The sequence below is a fragment of the Williamsia sp. Y844 genome (assembly GCF_056786475.1).
The window spans coordinates 2,320,216-2,335,802 of sequence record NZ_JBXCJB010000001.1 but is presented as its reverse complement, the minus strand read 5'-3'; the positions used below and the strand labels follow the sequence as shown (position 1 = coordinate 2,335,802).

Genomic DNA, 15,587 nt, shown 5'->3' with positions numbered 1-15,587 from the left:
TCGGCTCGGTCCGGCTCGGCTCGGTCGTGCTCGGCTCGGTCGTGCTCGGCTCGGTCGTGCTCGGCTCGGTCGTGCTCGGCTCGGTCGTGCTCGGCTCGGTCGTGCTCGGCTCGGTCGTGCTCGGCTCGGTCGTGCTCGGCTCGGTCGTGCTCGGAACTGGGGATCGCCGCGCATCGACGTCGTCACCCGGCACACTTTCGTCCCCAACCATCAAGCAACTCTGATAGCCCGCAGCATCAAAGGCGCTACACTTTTCACCGCCCACCGACATTTCTCCCGCGAACCTTGCGCCAATCTTGTCGTAGGGGTCATCAACACCGATTGTCGTACTTGTCCTGTTAGGATCAAGATCGTCGTCTGGCCCTACACCAACCGACAGGTAGCCACCTTCGAACTGCTGCTGGAATCCACCATTTTCCTCATATTCATCGGTAACGGGGTATCCAAGAGCGCCTGTCTCGTAGCCCTGCGCGGCCCACTGGTCTCGGATCGAGCCCCAAACAACGTGGGCTCCAGTTGACGCCGACCAATATATCGATCCCCCCTCGAAGGTGTTGTACTTCCCGTCCGCGAGAGTGTGCTCACTGATGGTTGGGTACATGAGAGGACCCCACTCCCAATCATATTCGGCAAACTTCTCCTTGATCGCGCCGCGCACCATCCTGGCATTTCCGCCGGCCACTGCCGAGTGCCAATAGATCGTCGCTCCGTCATTCGCGAAGTTTTGAAACTTCCCACCTCGAGCTGCATCCGACTCGGCATTCGTGGGGTTCCCCAAGGACGAGGGTCCTCCCTGCGCGATGTATTCCTGATGGATTCGACCACCCACCCAGAAGTTTCCGTACTGCCCGTCAGCCATTGCTGGAGACGCCATCCCTGTGGCCACCAAAAGTGAGATCGCGACAGTCAGAACTGCGCGCGTAAATATGCGGGGAAATTTCAAAGCAGAAACCGCCTTCGATACCGTAGGCAAACTAAACATTTACCAAGGGTCACAAAATAGCAGAGGGAGAACGCCAGCCGATCATTTAAAGACCGCCATGTGTGCAGTGCCCACCATTTTTGCAGCCATATCCCAAGGTCGGAGACTTATGTATTTAATTATGCAAGAATTGTTAACATTCTAACTTTGGCATCTACGAGCCAGCCAATCGTAGTCCCACTAGCCTCAGACCAGGGACGTGAATCGGACCGCTACAGTTCATGGATGACTCTCTACCAGCAATGGGCATCTTTGATGTCTGTCTTAGCTGACGTTGCGCCGGCGACTAGACGCTCGTTTCGCACAGGTGCCGCAATCCAGGAGATTGCGCACGCTGAGGCAGCAACAGAAGCACCATGGCCTGAGGAACTTCGAGAATGGTTCATGTTGCAAAACGGTCAGGTTACGCAACTCCAAAGTGGTGAGTTCGGCGGAGAGCTCCTTCCAGGAGAAGAAATGCTGTCCCTCGATGAGGTTGTTGCGTACCACGCATCAATGCGTAACCAGTCTCGGGAGATGTCGGACCGAGACCACGCCGCCTATACCGGTGGCTACAACGGCGTGGTGGCCCAATATGCAGAAGCTGGAACCTCGGCGTCGCTGGCTCTACCAGCCTATATCCCGATCAGCACAGGCGATGCCTATTGGCACTACTGCGACGCCCGGGCTGGCAAATATCGAGGCTGCATTCGCGCCTATGACAAGTATTCTGCTGACGAAGAAGGCCCCCGGTGGGCCAGCATCGAGGACATGCTTGCCGACCTCGAGCGAAGCCTCTCGAGTTTGTCTCCCCTTGATTCCTGGGTGCCCGTCGTCGATAATGACTCACTACATTGGGAACCGGAAGAAGGCTTCACAGAGATATCTTCCGAAAGCGAAGAAGCGCTATACTATAAATCAGGACGACGGGACTCCGCTGGCGCAATCCTTCCTACACTCTTTCCTCCGGATGACGGGATAAACCTCGTCCGGATCCAGCAAGACGCGATCGACGCCGCAGCGAAAAAGTACGGACTCCATGCCATCACGCATGTAGCGCTGGGCGCCTCTTCTTTCCCGAAGCTTCCTGGCCTTCAAATCGAATGTCATGTCTATATCGGAAATATGGACAAGGTCTACCTCGCCACCGCTGTCGACACCGACGGCAACTACACCATCCGTGAGGTTTCACGGTAGGGCTACCAACCAACAGCCACTCTGCAGGCAGAGATTGCGGCGCGATACCGTCGGACAGGCAACTCAAACTATTCGTTGTCTCTGGCGAGCTTCGTCGAGCAACTTCGAAATGGCTTGGGCGACGATCTTTTGAACAGAGATCCCCGTCGCCGCTGAGTAAAGTTTCAGCCGTCGTATCAGGTCAGAATCCAAGCGCGTCGCAAAAGGCTTTAAGACACCGTCACCAGTACTTAATAGCCTCGTCCTCGTCACGCTTTGCGCCTCATTTCCTGCGCGACTCTGGCAAGTTGTGGGTTTCATAGCGCAACACCCATTTGGCAATAGTCTCCTGGTTCGAAAAAGTTTGTCTCGCTCCCCGACCAGCCCTAGAGGCCTGGCCCGTACGAGACACCCTTAGTGTCGGACTGCATCAGGTTCGACTATTCCATACATTTCCGAGACCGGCGCATCTATAGCTTTGTTAATGATTCAATTGTTCGGGCGACGCGAAGATCCTGAACTCTCCTGTATATAGCCAAAAACAAGCTGCGTCGGCACTCATTCTTTAGGGAGGATTGCGACCGCCGGCCAGGCGCGTCCTTAGCCGGGCGTCCAAGCAGGATAGCGAGATTCCATGCGAGGTCGCCCTAAGCCCGAGTACAGCTGCGATCTCAAGCTTGGGCGTTGCTGACTTCGAGCATTCGGCGAACCGTGGTCGATGTAGTCTCAACGAGCTGTGTCCCAAAATCGTTCGTTTTTGGAACAACGATCAATCGAGACACCCACGCTGGGAGCGCTAGTGTTTCAAAACTCGTGTCACAAATCTACGGTCCATAACCAGCGATGTCGTTGAGTTATGGAACACTTCGAGTCGTGGGCGAATCATTTGGGTATGCAAGGGTCTCGACGGCCGAGCAGAACGCGCAGGCACAGAGCGACGCTCTCAAGGCTTCGGGATGTTCACGGGTGTGGGTTGACACTGCCAGCGGTGCCACAACTTCCAGGCCACAGCTCGATGACCTTCTAGACAACCTGCGATCGGGTGACACTCTCGTTGTCTGGCGACTAGATCGGCTTGGCCGATCACTGCGCCATCTCTGGAGACTGTTGAACAGCTCGCCGAGCGAGGCGTCGGATTCCGATCCCTCACCGAATCCATTGACACCACCACATCCGGCGGCCGGCTCATCTTCACCATTTTTGGCGCCATCGCCGAGTTCGAACGCAACCTCATCCGTGAACGCACACAGATCGGGCTCACAGCAGCTCGTGCCCGCGGCCGCACCGGGGGCCGACCACCGGTCATGACCGCTGCCAAAATTCGTCAAGCAAAACGTATGCGGGACAACGGAATACATATGACCGAAATCGCCGAAGTCCTTGGCGTCGGGCGAACGACTCTATATCGCCACCTCGTTTAGCCAAACCGTGAGCTAGTCATCACCCCAATTGAACGCATCCGAGTCGCGTACCCGGACGACACCAAGTTAGAGGCTTGGTGTCGTGGCAGCTGCGATGTGTGGTGGCCAGGGCCGTGGTGTTACCTTCTGGGGCTGGTCGTCTGGATCGTCCGCCCAATCGACCGTGATCTTGGTGCCACGGGGGCCTATCGTGGCTTCCTCGAAGGAGATTTCGACCTTGAACTCGGCGTTTTCGAGGTTCATCTCGCTATCGAATCTGGTCTCATGGAAAGTAATCTTTTCGCTATCGAAGATCGCGTTGCGGAACGTGGTGTATTCACTGGTGAACTCCGCCTCGTCGAAGATGACCTTACCGACGAACTCGGCCTTTTCGAAAGAGACGCACTCGGCGTCGAATTGTGCCAGGAGGAAGTTGACGATCCCCGTAAATGTCACATGGTTAAACACGATGTAGTCACCATTAAATCGGGAGGTCCCGAAGTCGAGATTGTGGAGGTGGGCGCCGGTGAGATCGAAGTTGAAAGTACTCCAGCTTCTTTCGTACGCGCCCATGATTCCGGTGTGGTCGTTGATGATTCGGGTGATCGTGTCGCGGACTGGTTGGTCTGGTGGTTGTTGGGTGTAGTCGTAATTTTCGCTGTGGGGGAGTCCTTGTTGTTGGGCTGTTGTGTGGTGGTGGGTGCGTAGGTAGGTGCAGAGGACGTCGATGCAGACTTGGGCTTCTTGGCGGTTGTCGCGTTCGATCCAGTCGTCGGCGAGGGAGGCGAGTGCGTAGGCGCCGGCTTGTTGGAAGGTAGTGGTTTTGTCTGCGAGTTGTTGTGTTGCGGTGGTGAATCTGGTGCGCAGGTCGCGGATGATTTCGGCTGTGTGCTCACGGTTTGCGTGCTGGTGTTCTTGTTTGCGTTGTTCGCGGCCGTTGTGGAGCGCGATTGCTGCGGCTGTGATGGCGGCGTAGCCGGCGGTCATGGTTCCGTAGGGGGTGGCCGCTGTTTTCCAGAAATCTGCCCAATTAGGGTCGTGGGCGCAGGTCCAGAAGATGAGTGGCGCGATGCCGTAGGTAGTGGCTGCGACGGTTGGAACTGCCAGGATGGCTTTCCGGTTTCGTTTTCTTGCTAGTTGATCGGGTGTGGCGTCGTCGCTGCCGTGCTTTTTCACGTGGCCGTGTCTCCATGTTGGTTGGGCGGCGAGAGCCGTTTCGCAGTGCCTTTGAGGATAGTGTCGTGGGTTGTGAATGTGCTGTGGTCAGGGGTTGTTTGATGAGTGAGCAGTCTGGTTCTGGTGAGTGCCTGATCGGCGGGCTCCGAAGCGTGCGATCGACAGTTCTCGAAGCGGAGATTGGGCCGCCTGAGCAGAAGAAAGATGCCGTAGCCATGAGGGCCACGCCTTGTCCCAGAGGTTCGTCCTGGTCTAGGTGATTGGGCGGGAACTACGGGGGGTCGGGAGGACTCTCAATCTCGGTGTCAAGCGCGGATCAGGTAGAGGTCGTGGGGGTCGCGGTAACTCTGAGTGGTGCGGTGGAAGCACTATTGGGGCCATGACAACCGATGAGGCTCCTTCTGTTCCGCCATTGCCTGAGGTTTTGTATTACTACACGGATGCTGCGGGCTTGAAGGGGATTTTGAATCCTGGGTCGTGGCCTATGCGCACCGTTCCGCCTGAAAAGGAGCGGTACAAGTACCCCGATCCCGATGATTTTGTGTACGGGCGTGCTGCTCATCTGATGGCTTCGGATGTTCGGTATATGAACGATTCGCTTGAGCTGAGTTATGCGACGGAGTTTGTGCGGCGCCGGTTCGCTACGGCCCGTGATGATGATTCGTTGGGCCCGCAGTTGCGGATCGCGTTTGGTCGATCGGCGACGACGTTCGAGCCGGAGTCGATGCACAGGTGGCCGTGGCGTTGCTTTGCTGCCTGCTTCTGCGAGGACGGGGATCTGTTGTCGCAGTGGCGCGGATACGCCGGCGGAACTGGTGGTTTCGCGATCGGGTTTTCAACTGAGGCGCTGATGTTCCACAGCATTCAGATCCAGCTTGCCGATCACGGGATGGTCCGGGACCTGGCCGTGCCCGCACGCTTGTCTCCGATTGCTTATGGTCCGGTCGATGCAGCAGCGCGGGTTGAGACGCTGGTATCTGAGATTTGTTCCCAATGGGATTCGGGAAGTCTGATCAGCGATCCTGATGGCAGTCCAGGGTATTCCGTTGGGATTCGGACGTTTCAGACGATGGCGAGTATCAAGCATGAGGCGTTCGCGGCCGAGCGCGAGTGGCGGTTGCTGGTGTCGAATGAGGCTCGGTACAAGGTGAAAACTCGGCCGCGGAGCGGCGGTTTAGTTCCGTATGTCGACTTGGTCGTTAACGGCCGTTTTCAGACGGGAAGCCCACCTCCGCCACGTGCGACTGAAACGGTCCGCGAGATCGTGGTTGGCCCCGCTCCCGACCAGGCGGCTCAGGTCGCCGCGGTCGAGGACGTGTTGGCCGTTCGGCGACCGTGGTGGGAACAGACGACGACTGTGCGGGAGTCGAGCATCCCGTTTCGCGGCTGATCGGGGCGCTGGATATCGGCAGCGACGCCATGGAGACGCTTCATCACTGTCACCGAGTCACACCTCAGACAGGGCGATTGCGCGACGACGGCGAGGCTGTCGCAGCTTTGAAAATCCTGCGGTCGCAGCTCAGCGCGCCGAGCGCTAGGTTTTCTTCAGCCGGGTTGCTCGGTGAGTCGTTGGCGCAGGGCGTAGAACCAGGCGCAGGTGCGTTCGAGGCCGTTGTCGGTGTCGAGTTGGCCGCCGTCGATTCCCCAGAGGTTCGCTGCCCATGTGTTGAGCGCGGATTGTTCTGTGTCGTTTGTGGTTGCCAGAAGATCAAGGTCGCCTAGGAGTAGCGCTGTTCCTGACACTTCGCCGCTGGACCAGGTGTGCCGGAAGTCGTCCCAGCCGAGGCGTTTTACGAGGTCGGCACGGTCGATCAGGTCGTTTGCCCAACGGTCTAGTTCGGCGGCAGATGGCTGTCGGGCTGTGTATTCGGCCCACGTCGCCGGTTGATCATCGCTACCGTCAGTCGTCATCACGCCTCGTTTCTGCGGTGGTCCGATTCTTGCATTCAACCCTGACAACACCCGATAGATGTTGCCCCGTGGCTTTTTGTGAGTCGACTTAGCGCAGATCTTGGCCTTAACCTGAATCCACGATTCAGTCAGGTTACACAAGGTTAGGGGGTTCTAATGTGTTGCAGCGCAGTCGATATAGCGCCATTCTCGTTGCGCTCCTTGCGTTGCCGACCGTCGCTCCTGGCCTTGACCTGGAGTGGAGTGCGTGCGTGCGCTCTACCTGGATTATCGGAACAAAGATCTCGGGAACACTCGGCATTTCACTGGTCGGTGTTTGCAAGGAAGGTTCGTAATTGCTCGCGCAGATCGGTGTCTTTGTCGCCGACTGCAAGGCATGCCAGGTGTAGGGCTTCCACTGCTGCACGAAGGGCAGGTTCATGACCCGCTGCCGCGATGGCGGCAATGGCGAATGCCGCATAGTGGCGAGGGTGGGGGTCGCTGTAATCGAAGGGCTTGGTCAGAGCTCGGTGGAGGGTGGGGTAGCTGAATAGGTACAGGCCCGGCCACTGTGGTTGTGTGGGATCGGCTTGTTCACGAATGTGTTCATAGCGATCCTCAAGGTCCAGGGTCTTGTTCTGTGCGGTCGCAGCGATTGCGTCGCGTACCCATTGTCTATGCATGACGTTGGTATGGGTGCATGCCTGGCCGGCAGCCCAGAGGGCGATCTGTCGTTGCGTGTCGTCGTCTTGATTGCAAATTGTGGTGACGAGTTCGGGATCTGCAGCGTAGAGGTAGACACTCCCAGGAAAGTCATAGATCGTGGCGATGATCTGGTTGTTGGCGATCTCGGATGCAGTGAAATCCGGCCTCGTCACCTGCGAATCGAGTCCTGATCTGCCTTTGGGTTTGGTAACTGTGCCGTAGCGCAGGGGCTCGGACACCATGTCCGCGGGATCGGAGATCGCCGTGTCTGGGCGGTTCCACAGTTTCGGTGGCCGCAGTGGCGTGCCGTCGTCGGGCCACAGCCGTAGCCTCCACACGTCGCCGGGATGGATTGATCCGGGCCACCCATATGTGATGAAGCCACGACCACTGACCTCGATTGTGTAGTGCCCGCTCACTACCTGGCATGTGGTCAGGTCCACCGTGGGTGATTCAATACGCAATAGACCATGATCATCGACCGTCAGGCGTCCCTCGCTGACCTGTTGCCACTCGGACCGATCGTCCTCTGGTCGCTGATCCCAAATCTCAACATCGACAGCGGTGTCGAAGTTGTTCTGGTGTGGACTGAGGACGAGCATTGACACTGTGTCGCTGTGACTCGGTGGCATCTGCGTCGCTCGTGCAAGGAGGACATCATCGAAGATGTCTTCGGGATCACTGCCGCGAATGAGGAATTGAGCACCATCAACGGCGACCCGGAGCGAATACGTTGTTACCGCTGGCACATATACCCCTAACACCTACTGTCGGAGAACCAACAGAACCGACTGCACCCAAGACACTGCGGGCGCAGTCGGTTCGGTTGTCTTATGAAAACGTTAGCTGATCTGGAAGGTACCGACCTGACTCACGCCGTCCTCACTGTAGAGGGGGACCGCCTTCGGTGCGGAACCCCGAACTTTCTGCCCGTCGACTGTTTTGGTCGGCAGCGCAGCGACCGCAGTCGGGTTCGCTGCAGGCGCACCGAGTTCGGATGAATGAATGTAACCGAGGGTGCCGTCAGTACCGATTGCGGCGATCAAGTCTGGAAGCTCTGCGTTCGGATCGGCTACGTCACCAGTCCCGAAAGACTCCCCACTCGAGTTGGTGCCAGTTTTGACATCAATATTCGTTGGTGCGGCCGAGCGTCCTGCGGGCTCAGTGTAATTGAGCGGATTAGTGGGAAATGTGACGTACTCGGTGTAAGAGTTCGTACCATTCCAGACTGCGACGAATCCATGACTGTTGTACGACCCACTGCCGCAAGTAGCCGTGGTTCCCAGCGAGAGCTGCGGAGTCGGATCGAAGTTGTACTGGTAGTTGATCGCCTCGCAGAGTGCGCCGCTCTTGAACAATCGAGCACGTACGCCGATATCGCCTGGAGCCACGTTGGTACCGGTCACGGTATAGATTTTCGAGCTGGCCACCAGCGGAGCATTATTGATCGATGACTGTTGTAAGAACAGCACCCCGTCCCCGTTTGGTCCAGCTGGTCCAATCCATCCGGAAACGACCTGGGCTGACGCACCGCCTGGGAGCGCGAACGCAAGCACAGCCGCCGATAGCACCGCTGACGTCGCAACTCTGCGACAGATATTCTTGAGTTTCATCGTGTCAATCTCCTTCGTTGGTGCGTGTGACTTGCTTGGTTAAAGTCATGGAGCAGATACGAAGAACGGATCCCCGACCATCACTCGATGGTCCCGGTAAAATGCCGCAATATCGGTACCCTGCTTCTTGCTGTTCTCCTCAGTGGGGACCCACGCTATTGTTGCGCTCGCTCCACCTTCGTCGCTTGAAGCGAACGGATATTCATCGCACGACCAGCCACTAGGATCCGGCGGTGGTCCCAGGACAGTCAGCTTTGATGCACTGCAAGCTGCAGCCTGGTTGCTTGGGCGGTTTGATGGATCAGTGCGGGTCAGTGGCGTGCCTCCTGGCGCGCCCGGCTGACCAAGTGATTGCCCGTTTCTGATGTTCGGATTGATAAACTCGTATGAACTGGCTGGGAAGTAGATCGTGGGATCGAAAGCCGAGTTGACGCACCCTGCCACTGTCGAAACGGCCACCGTCTTATCGCATCGAACCTGTTGAGAGGTCCCCTCGGTAGCAGGGGGAGTGGGGTCAGGTACAGGAGTCACGCTATCCCAGCGATACTGAAACGTGGTGCCTGAGTTCGCGCTATTCACGGTTTTAACTGGCGAGTAGTACGCGAATTGGTCAGTCTTTGACGCGCCTTCGGATTGAGAAAAACTCTCAGTCCTAATAAACCTTCCCGCGCCCGCCGATGGTTCTTGAACGCCGATTTCGATGGTCATCGTGCCCGCGATTGATTCGGGAAGTATCTTGAAAACATTCGCGCGGAAGTATACTGTACTTTCTTTATTCCTCACATCAGACCGAACCTGAATACTAAATTCTGTGTCCCACCACCCAAACATCACGGGAGTACTAGTTGGAGTGGCTTGCGTCCACTGCTGAACAGTAACTGCATAGTATCTGCAGCTGTTGACTCGACCTTCCTCCCCACAGTCAGTGTCAACTGCCATCGTCCGTGCAGTTGCTGCGCGTGACCGAGCCTCGCTTGCAGGTATCTCCCGAGCCGACTTGGTTTCAATAGTCTTGCTGCCCGCTGGCGGCTGTGGCGTTGTCGGCGTGGCCAATGCCTGCCCTGGGATTCCTCCGATCATCACCGCAGAAAACAGCAGACCGGCGGCTGCCACCGATAACACGCCCCGGTTTGGCAACATTTTAGGCAATGAAAAACGCATGGCGATAGTGACCCTTTCCATCGAACAATGGTGTCAAGAAAGCGCCCCCGCGCGCCATTTCAACATAACGCAATACTCTCGAAAACGTAACAGATTGACATATCGAATTCCAGAGGAATTCACCTCGGCCCAGGGACTACCTCCGGCGGCCGACATCTTCACTATCTTCGGCGCCATCGCCGAGTTTGAACGCAATCTCATCAGAGAACGCACACAAAACGGCCCCACCAGCCCGTTATCAAGTTTACTTGACATAATATATGTTATCGTCGTAATTGATTGTGGCTCAACGCCTTTCGTCACCAGTGACGAAAGAAAGGATGGATCTGGTGGTACATGCACCCATTCAAACGGGCCTTTGCACTTTCCCGACAACGCGCCCAACAACCCGGACTAGAACGTGTTCTACTTACTGTACACGAGGCACCGGGCGACGGATAGGTGCCGAAAACCAGCCGGGGGGCCAGGGATGGACGAGATCGAACTACAAACCGGCGTGCGAGTAGGCGTAAACCAGACTGGCAAAGGTCAGCCACTGTTGCTCCTCGCGGGCCTGGGAATGCCGGCCATCGTCTGGGAGTTTTCAGGCCTGTCTACTCAATTGACAGACGCCGGTTTCTCGGTGATCAGCTTCAATGCCCGCGGCATTCCTCCATCATCAGCTCCGCCAGCGCCCTACTCAGTGGACGACCTTGCCGCGGACGCAATCTCGGTGCTGCAGAAACTCGGCCACCACACGGACGTCATCGTTGTTGGCTACTCCCTTGGCACTTATGTCGCCCAAGCCTTGTTGAGACAGCATCCCGCCACCTTTTCCGCAGCGGTATTGATGGCCGGCCTCAACCCGTCGCCAATCCTCGAGTTGGTCGACACAATGGAACTGGACCTCATCGAGTCGACCGGTGCACTACCGACCGCGGTCAGCACCTTCGAGTTACTGATGACTACCTTGCCGATGAATACGATCCAAGACCCGGAAGCTGTCAGCGGCTGGCAAGACATCCTTGGCGATGACGGGAGCCGGTGGACCAGTGTCGACGGCCTCGCCGGGCAACTCTCGGCGTCACGCAGTTGGTCCCAAAACCGGGCCGAACACCTCGATAGGCTCTCCTCCATCGCAATTCCGACTCTGTCCATCGCGTTCGAGCACGACGTGTTCTTCCCGCCAGCCAACGAACGGGCCGCAGCCCAGAAAATTCCTGGATGCGAACACGTCGTGGTAGCGGACGCCGCCCACGGAGGATTGAGCACCCACCCCGACGAACCCGTCAAACACATCGTCGACTTCTGCACACGCGTACGAACACCGCTCAAGTCACAAACGTAGCCAAAACCGTCCACTGCGAGTGGGTTGACGGAATTTCTATTATCGGCGTAATCGGGTGTAGCGCACTGGCCCTAGTACTTGCGCGCTTGATCGCTGCCTCGGTCAACCCGAGTTGGGAGGACCTTGCCCCAGCGGTCCGACCACGCCCAGACTTCGTCAAGAGCACGGCAAAGTTCGTGTCCAGCTGCGGGCGTCATTTCGTATGAACCGTCGCCACCTTTGCTGACGATGCCGCAATCGACCAAGCTCGCTAAACGCTCGGCCAGAACACTCGATGAGCAGTTACCCATCCGGCGTCGCAGCTCGAGGAACCCCAGCGGGCCTGGTTCCAACTCCCACACGATCCGGAGCACCCATCGTTGGCTCAGCAGCTCCATGGCCGTATACGGCGCGTCCGCCACCTCGCATCCCCTTCGAACGGTTGTGCTTCTAATTTCGAACTAGCATACTGGCACTTCGGAATCCGAAGTGTTTGGTGACTGGGGGCATGACGGTGACAGGCAGTTCTGCGCGAATAGCACTGGTGACCGGCGGTTCACGAGGAATCGGCGCCGCCACCGCACCCTTCCTTGCCCAGCGCGGCTTCCATGTCTTGATCAACTACCGCGAGAAGCGCAAACGAGCCGAGGCTCTTGCCGAGGACATCGCCAGCGGCGGAGGCTCGGCCACACCGATCCAGGCCGACATCACCAACGAAACCGACGTTGGCCGATTGATGGATCGCATCGCAGCCGACCACGGCCGACTTGATGCTCTGGTTCTCAATGCATCCGGGGGGTTAGAGCTCGGCGCCGACGACGGTTACGCCATGCAGATCAACAGAGATGCGCAACTTTCTCTCACCATGGCGCTCAGCGAGCTGATGCCACCCCACTCCCGCATCGTGTTCGTGACCAGCCATCAAGCGCACTTCTACGGCCTGCGCAGTGTCCCAACACAATATGAGCCGATCGCAGCAAGTAAGAGGGCCGGCGAAGACGCCCTGCGTTCCTATGCCCACCGACTGGCCCACACAGGCATCGGATTGTCTGTAGTTTCGGGCGACATGATCGACGACACGATCATCGTCCGCCTACTCGAACGGCGAGACCCCGCAGCAGTCGAAAGCCGAAAAGCACACGGTCCCCTCCCCACCATCGACGACTTCGCCGCCGCCATCGCCGACGAAGCCTGCATATCCACGAAGCCTGCACGGACGGTATTCATTGGCGGCAGCGACTACCTGCTTCACGGGGCAGAGACCAACTCCACGAACCCGACCTAGTCTCTATTATCGGCATAATCGGTTGCTGCGCAACATATTTCGGCACCAGTGACGAAAGGCGACATGAATCCATGCTCCACTGGGAACGATTGCCCCTGGCGCGTCGCGCCATCATCGAGCAATTGGTCGGGAGCTCAGCGCGGCGTCAGCGGAGAGACGAGCCCATCCGCCGGGCTTTACCAGGCCCTTGCCGAAGCTGGGTGTGGCACTTGTCAGAGTTGCGCGGCAGGATGCCCCACCCGGTGGCACGTGGCGATCACCTTGATCCCTGCACGGAGATGATGTCCTGGACTGCGGTACGCAAAACCTTTCCAAGCCAATCGGAGTGAGGTTCGCCGTAGTCGCTGTGTGGCTCGTAGTAAGGCAGTGGCGTCGGTTCTACCAATTGCTTCCGATAGAAGTTCAGATCAGTGGAGACGACGCAGGTAGACCCGTGAAGCTGCAACTCGGAGGCAAGCAGATCCTCCAGTGTCCAGCGACTACTGCCAGGGATAGCGTGCTGCCCGATATGCCATCCAGTGACCGTGTCCCGGCGTGGCTGCGATTCCCGGGCGAACAGCTTCTTCTTGGGCGGACGCATCGGCAGACTCTTGCCGAAATTGATCTGCGTATACCTCTTTGGTGCAACACCGAGGGCGCGCATCGCCTCGACAAACTCTTTGAGGTCGGCGCGCTGTTCGGCGAGCAATTGTTCGCTGGCCGCGCTCTTCCTTGCAGCTTGCGATTGTTCCCAGACGGCGTGCTTTGTTGCCTCTTCTCGGGCGTCGTCCAGCATCCCCATCGTTCAGCTCCATCTGTCGTCGCCGATGTTTCGCCATCCTCACACACTGGGGCACGGCGGATCGACTACTACCGTGTTTCAACAGGGTTTCTCTGGTTCTACTCCTATGCGCCAGCGAGAGGTGATCGTCCGTAGGTGTGATCAGCATCACATCTTCGGAGCCGTAGGCGCTCTGGCCTGAGGTTCCAGGAGGCTGCCTGATAGTCGACGCTTTCGTCGAAGGGTCTCGGTCAACTGGCAACACCCGGCCCCCCTGTTGCCCACGAAAAAACATGGGTAGAATGACCGTATGAGCAGAAGCGCTGGTCAAGCCACTCGCAGTCAAACAAGGAAGGGGATGGTCACTCGGGCGAAAACCACCACTTCAATTGTGGTTGACGGCAAGACCGGCAAGTCAATTGTCGTGGACGGCAAGATCAGCAAGCCAGCAGGAGGTGGCGCGCGGGTCGCTGCAGACGATCCGCTGGCTGGTGATCGCGTGAAAGTGCTTGTTGAGGCGTTCTCTCGCGCCGAACTCGCTGGGATGGTGGGCGTTAGCCCCTCACAGACATCTCGGTGGGCATCAGGCAAGGAACGACCAGGCCCGGCGGCAGCTCCAGCGCTGATTGATCTCGAACATGTCTACGCGCGCGCACGCCTGGTATGGGGCAAAGACTCTGCACGAACCTGGCTAGAGAGCGCCAACGCCCATCTCGCCGGCGCACGTCCCCTCGATGTCCTGCATACCAGCGGTCCGGCACAGGTACTCGAAGCGATCGATGCTGAAATGTGGGGCGGGGCAGCCTGAGTGTTGGTTTATCGCGTATTCCCATATCTCGACAGCGCGAAGGCCGATGAGCCCGGCCACCCACTCTACGAACATCACCCCCAACGTGGTGGCCGCGCTGACCACCCTGACTACTACGTTTGGTATGTGACTCGGCAAATCGACGCCGCGTGTGGGGAGACCTTCGGCAATCTTGCTCAGTGGACGGAATCGATGTTCGAGTTTCCGGTGGTTCCTGGAGCCCGCCGCAGCCTTGGCATCTACGAGCTTCCTGACGACCTAAGGGTATGCGACCTCGACGACCCCCATCGCCTCATTGACGTTGGCCTCCGGCCGACCCAGGTCGTCACCCGCAACCTCGCCGTCACTTCCGGTTGGGCACACCGCATTTGGTCCCAGAGCACGCCTGCGATTGACGGGCGGCAATGGCAAGCCCTTCAGTGGTGGTCTTTCCATCGCCCAGCTTGGACGATCCTCGCGAGCTGGGTTCGTCCCAAGCTCGTCGAGGTGCAACACCTCGATCTACACCATCCTGCGATAATGGCGGCGGCCAAAGCCCTCTACCGGCCGCTCTGACCACCCCTGGATCGTTGCCGAAAGCAAAAAGAGTTGGCGGGCCGGGCGTTTCCGACTTGTATGAAGTAGCTAGCTACGGATTCCCGACCAGAGATGAGTTCGACTTTGGAAACGGTGACGACGACGCCAAGGGATGTGAGGAGTCGGAAGAACTTGTCTATGTAAGTAATGGCTCACTTGTCGACGTACCGGCCCGGGATCGCTTCAGGCGGTAGCGATTCGTTGTGAGACATAGCCGTGGCAGCCATTAGGGTTGGCCAGAGGTCTATTTCGATGGATTGCCAGCGAGCCCAATCCGTTTGATCCGCGGGTTTTTGGGTTGAATTGACTTGCTTCGCCGCGAGATTGCAAGCGTAGTCGTTGACTACTGCTCGAAACAAGAGAATGCAAATGCAGTCGGATTCCTCGCGTCCAGTTCCAGCAAGCTCAATAGCAGCTTCAAAAATGGCGTCTTGACTGTCGTGGCGGGTGGCGTAGATATCGGCTGCGCGCCAACCTATTGCGAGTGCGGTGGTGCGGAGTGAAGGCGGAATGACTGCCGGCACATAGTTGCGGTATCGCTTCATGGTCGATTCCACTGCTCCTTTCAGATGACGCGACCCTGCGCTGGCAGGTGCTGTATCTGATGCGCCAATAGGGGTTACGAGTTCCCCGAGAAGAAGTGACTCACGTCACGTTAGCCCCTGTTCTCCCCGCTCTGGGTAACACTTCGTAGCCAATGCCGACGGCGAGCGACGCATTGTGAGGTGTCAGTGACGGACCGTAGTGTTTGAGCCGGGATGATCGTGGCC

Annotated in this window: 17 protein-coding genes and 2 pseudogenes; 10 read left to right on the top strand and 9 right to left on the bottom strand. The window is 57.9% G+C overall.

What is annotated here, in order from left to right; translation table 11 throughout:
• On the top strand, positions 1 to 224 hold a 224-nt coding region (locus AC1TQG_RS10600), incomplete at its 5' end, for a hypothetical protein (protein ID WP_482136870.1).
• 239 nt (positions 225 to 463) lie between these two features.
• On the opposite strand, the pseudogene AC1TQG_RS10595 reads toward AC1TQG_RS10600, so the two are convergent.
• Positions 464 to 859, bottom strand: a pseudogene (locus AC1TQG_RS10595) (LGFP repeat-containing protein); the annotation flags it as partial.
• A gap of 348 nt (positions 860 to 1,207) precedes the next feature.
• On the opposite strand from AC1TQG_RS10595, the gene AC1TQG_RS10590 reads away from it, so the two are divergent.
• Positions 1,208 to 2,158, top strand: a complete 951-nt coding sequence (locus tag AC1TQG_RS10590) for an SMI1/KNR4 family protein (RefSeq protein ID WP_482136869.1) — start codon at positions 1,208 to 1,210, stop codon at positions 2,156 to 2,158.
• 852 nt (positions 2,159 to 3,010) lie between these two features.
• Positions 3,011 to 3,558: pseudogene (locus tag AC1TQG_RS10585) on the top strand (recombinase family protein).
• A gap of 66 nt (positions 3,559 to 3,624) precedes the next feature.
• On the opposite strand, the gene AC1TQG_RS10580 reads toward AC1TQG_RS10585, so the two are convergent.
• Positions 3,625 to 4,713, bottom strand: coding sequence for a hypothetical protein (locus AC1TQG_RS10580; protein ID WP_482136868.1), 1,089 nt, complete (start codon positions 4,711 to 4,713; stop codon positions 3,625 to 3,627).
• A 379-nt stretch (positions 4,714 to 5,092) separates the two neighbouring features.
• Here AC1TQG_RS10580 and AC1TQG_RS10575 point away from each other — a divergent pair, with 379 nt between their 5' ends.
• Positions 5,093 to 6,103, top strand: a complete 1,011-nt coding sequence (locus tag AC1TQG_RS10575) for a DUF2971 domain-containing protein (RefSeq protein ID WP_482136867.1) — start codon at positions 5,093 to 5,095, stop codon at positions 6,101 to 6,103.
• Positions 6,104 to 6,258: 155 nt separating this feature from the next.
• Here the strand turns inward: AC1TQG_RS10575 and AC1TQG_RS10570 are convergent, their stop codons facing one another.
• Positions 6,259 to 6,624 carry a hypothetical protein gene (locus AC1TQG_RS10570; RefSeq protein ID WP_482136866.1) on the bottom strand — a complete coding sequence of 122 codons (366 nt, stop codon included), beginning with the start codon at positions 6,622 to 6,624 and terminating at the stop codon, positions 6,259 to 6,261.
• A gap of 302 nt (positions 6,625 to 6,926) precedes the next feature.
• The gene (locus AC1TQG_RS10565) at positions 6,927 to 7,481 is read right to left on the bottom strand and encodes a hypothetical protein (RefSeq protein WP_482136865.1); all 555 of its coding nucleotides are present in this window, start codon (positions 7,479 to 7,481) and stop codon (positions 6,927 to 6,929) included.
• Between the two features lie 297 nt (positions 7,482 to 7,778).
• Between AC1TQG_RS10565 and AC1TQG_RS10560 the strand changes: the two genes are divergently transcribed.
• Positions 7,779 to 7,913, top strand: a complete 135-nt coding sequence (locus tag AC1TQG_RS10560) for a hypothetical protein (protein WP_482136864.1) — start codon at positions 7,779 to 7,781, stop codon at positions 7,911 to 7,913.
• Positions 7,914 to 8,150: 237 nt separating this feature from the next.
• On the opposite strand, the gene AC1TQG_RS10555 is transcribed toward AC1TQG_RS10560, so the two are convergent.
• Both AC1TQG_RS10555 and AC1TQG_RS10550 read right to left on the bottom strand, forming a co-directional pair.
• Positions 8,151 to 8,921, bottom strand: a complete 771-nt coding sequence (locus AC1TQG_RS10555; protein ID WP_482136863.1) for a hypothetical protein — start codon at positions 8,919 to 8,921, stop codon at positions 8,151 to 8,153.
• A gap of 45 nt (positions 8,922 to 8,966) precedes the next feature.
• On the bottom strand, positions 8,967 to 9,629 hold the full coding sequence (locus tag AC1TQG_RS10550; RefSeq protein ID WP_482136862.1) for a NucA/NucB deoxyribonuclease domain-containing protein: 663 nt from the start codon (positions 9,627 to 9,629) through the stop codon (positions 8,967 to 8,969).
• A 217-nt stretch (positions 9,630 to 9,846) separates the two neighbouring features.
• Between AC1TQG_RS10550 and AC1TQG_RS10545 the strand changes: the two genes are divergently transcribed.
• A complete protein-coding gene (locus tag AC1TQG_RS10545) occupies positions 9,847 to 10,479 on the top strand; it encodes a hypothetical protein (RefSeq protein WP_482136861.1) in 633 nt (210 codons plus the stop codon).
• Positions 10,480 to 10,551: 72 nt separating this feature from the next.
• Positions 10,552 to 11,409, top strand: a complete 858-nt coding sequence (locus AC1TQG_RS10540) for an alpha/beta fold hydrolase (protein ID WP_482136860.1) — start codon at positions 10,552 to 10,554, stop codon at positions 11,407 to 11,409.
• 71 nt (positions 11,410 to 11,480) lie between these two features.
• Here the strand turns inward: AC1TQG_RS10540 and AC1TQG_RS10535 are convergent, their stop codons facing one another.
• A complete protein-coding gene (locus AC1TQG_RS10535; protein ID WP_482137320.1) occupies positions 11,481 to 11,786 on the bottom strand; it encodes a winged helix-turn-helix transcriptional regulator in 306 nt (101 codons plus the stop codon).
• A gap of 110 nt (positions 11,787 to 11,896) precedes the next feature.
• Between AC1TQG_RS10535 and AC1TQG_RS10530 the strand changes: the two genes are divergently transcribed.
• Complete coding sequence (locus tag AC1TQG_RS10530) at positions 11,897 to 12,673, top strand: SDR family oxidoreductase (RefSeq protein ID WP_482136859.1); 777 nt, start codon at positions 11,897 to 11,899, stop codon at positions 12,671 to 12,673.
• A 256-nt stretch (positions 12,674 to 12,929) separates the two neighbouring features.
• On the opposite strand, the gene AC1TQG_RS10525 is transcribed toward AC1TQG_RS10530, so the two are convergent.
• Positions 12,930 to 13,454 (bottom strand): hypothetical protein, encoded by a 525-nt coding sequence (locus tag AC1TQG_RS10525; RefSeq protein WP_482136858.1) that lies wholly within the window; start codon positions 13,452 to 13,454, stop codon positions 12,930 to 12,932.
• A 337-nt stretch (positions 13,455 to 13,791) separates the two neighbouring features.
• Here AC1TQG_RS10525 and AC1TQG_RS10520 point away from each other — a divergent pair, with 337 nt between their 5' ends.
• On the top strand, positions 13,792 to 14,241 hold the full coding sequence (locus AC1TQG_RS10520; protein ID WP_482136857.1) for an antitoxin Xre/MbcA/ParS toxin-binding domain-containing protein: 450 nt from the start codon (positions 13,792 to 13,794) through the stop codon (positions 14,239 to 14,241).
• Positions 14,242 to 14,796, top strand: a complete 555-nt coding sequence (locus AC1TQG_RS10515) for an RES domain-containing protein (RefSeq protein WP_482136856.1) — start codon at positions 14,242 to 14,244, stop codon at positions 14,794 to 14,796.
• A 173-nt stretch (positions 14,797 to 14,969) separates the two neighbouring features.
• On the opposite strand, the gene AC1TQG_RS10510 is transcribed toward AC1TQG_RS10515, so the two are convergent.
• On the bottom strand, positions 14,970 to 15,374 hold the full coding sequence (locus AC1TQG_RS10510) for a hypothetical protein (RefSeq protein ID WP_482136855.1): 405 nt from the start codon (positions 15,372 to 15,374) through the stop codon (positions 14,970 to 14,972).
• Between the last annotated feature and the right edge of the window lie 213 nt (positions 15,375 to 15,587).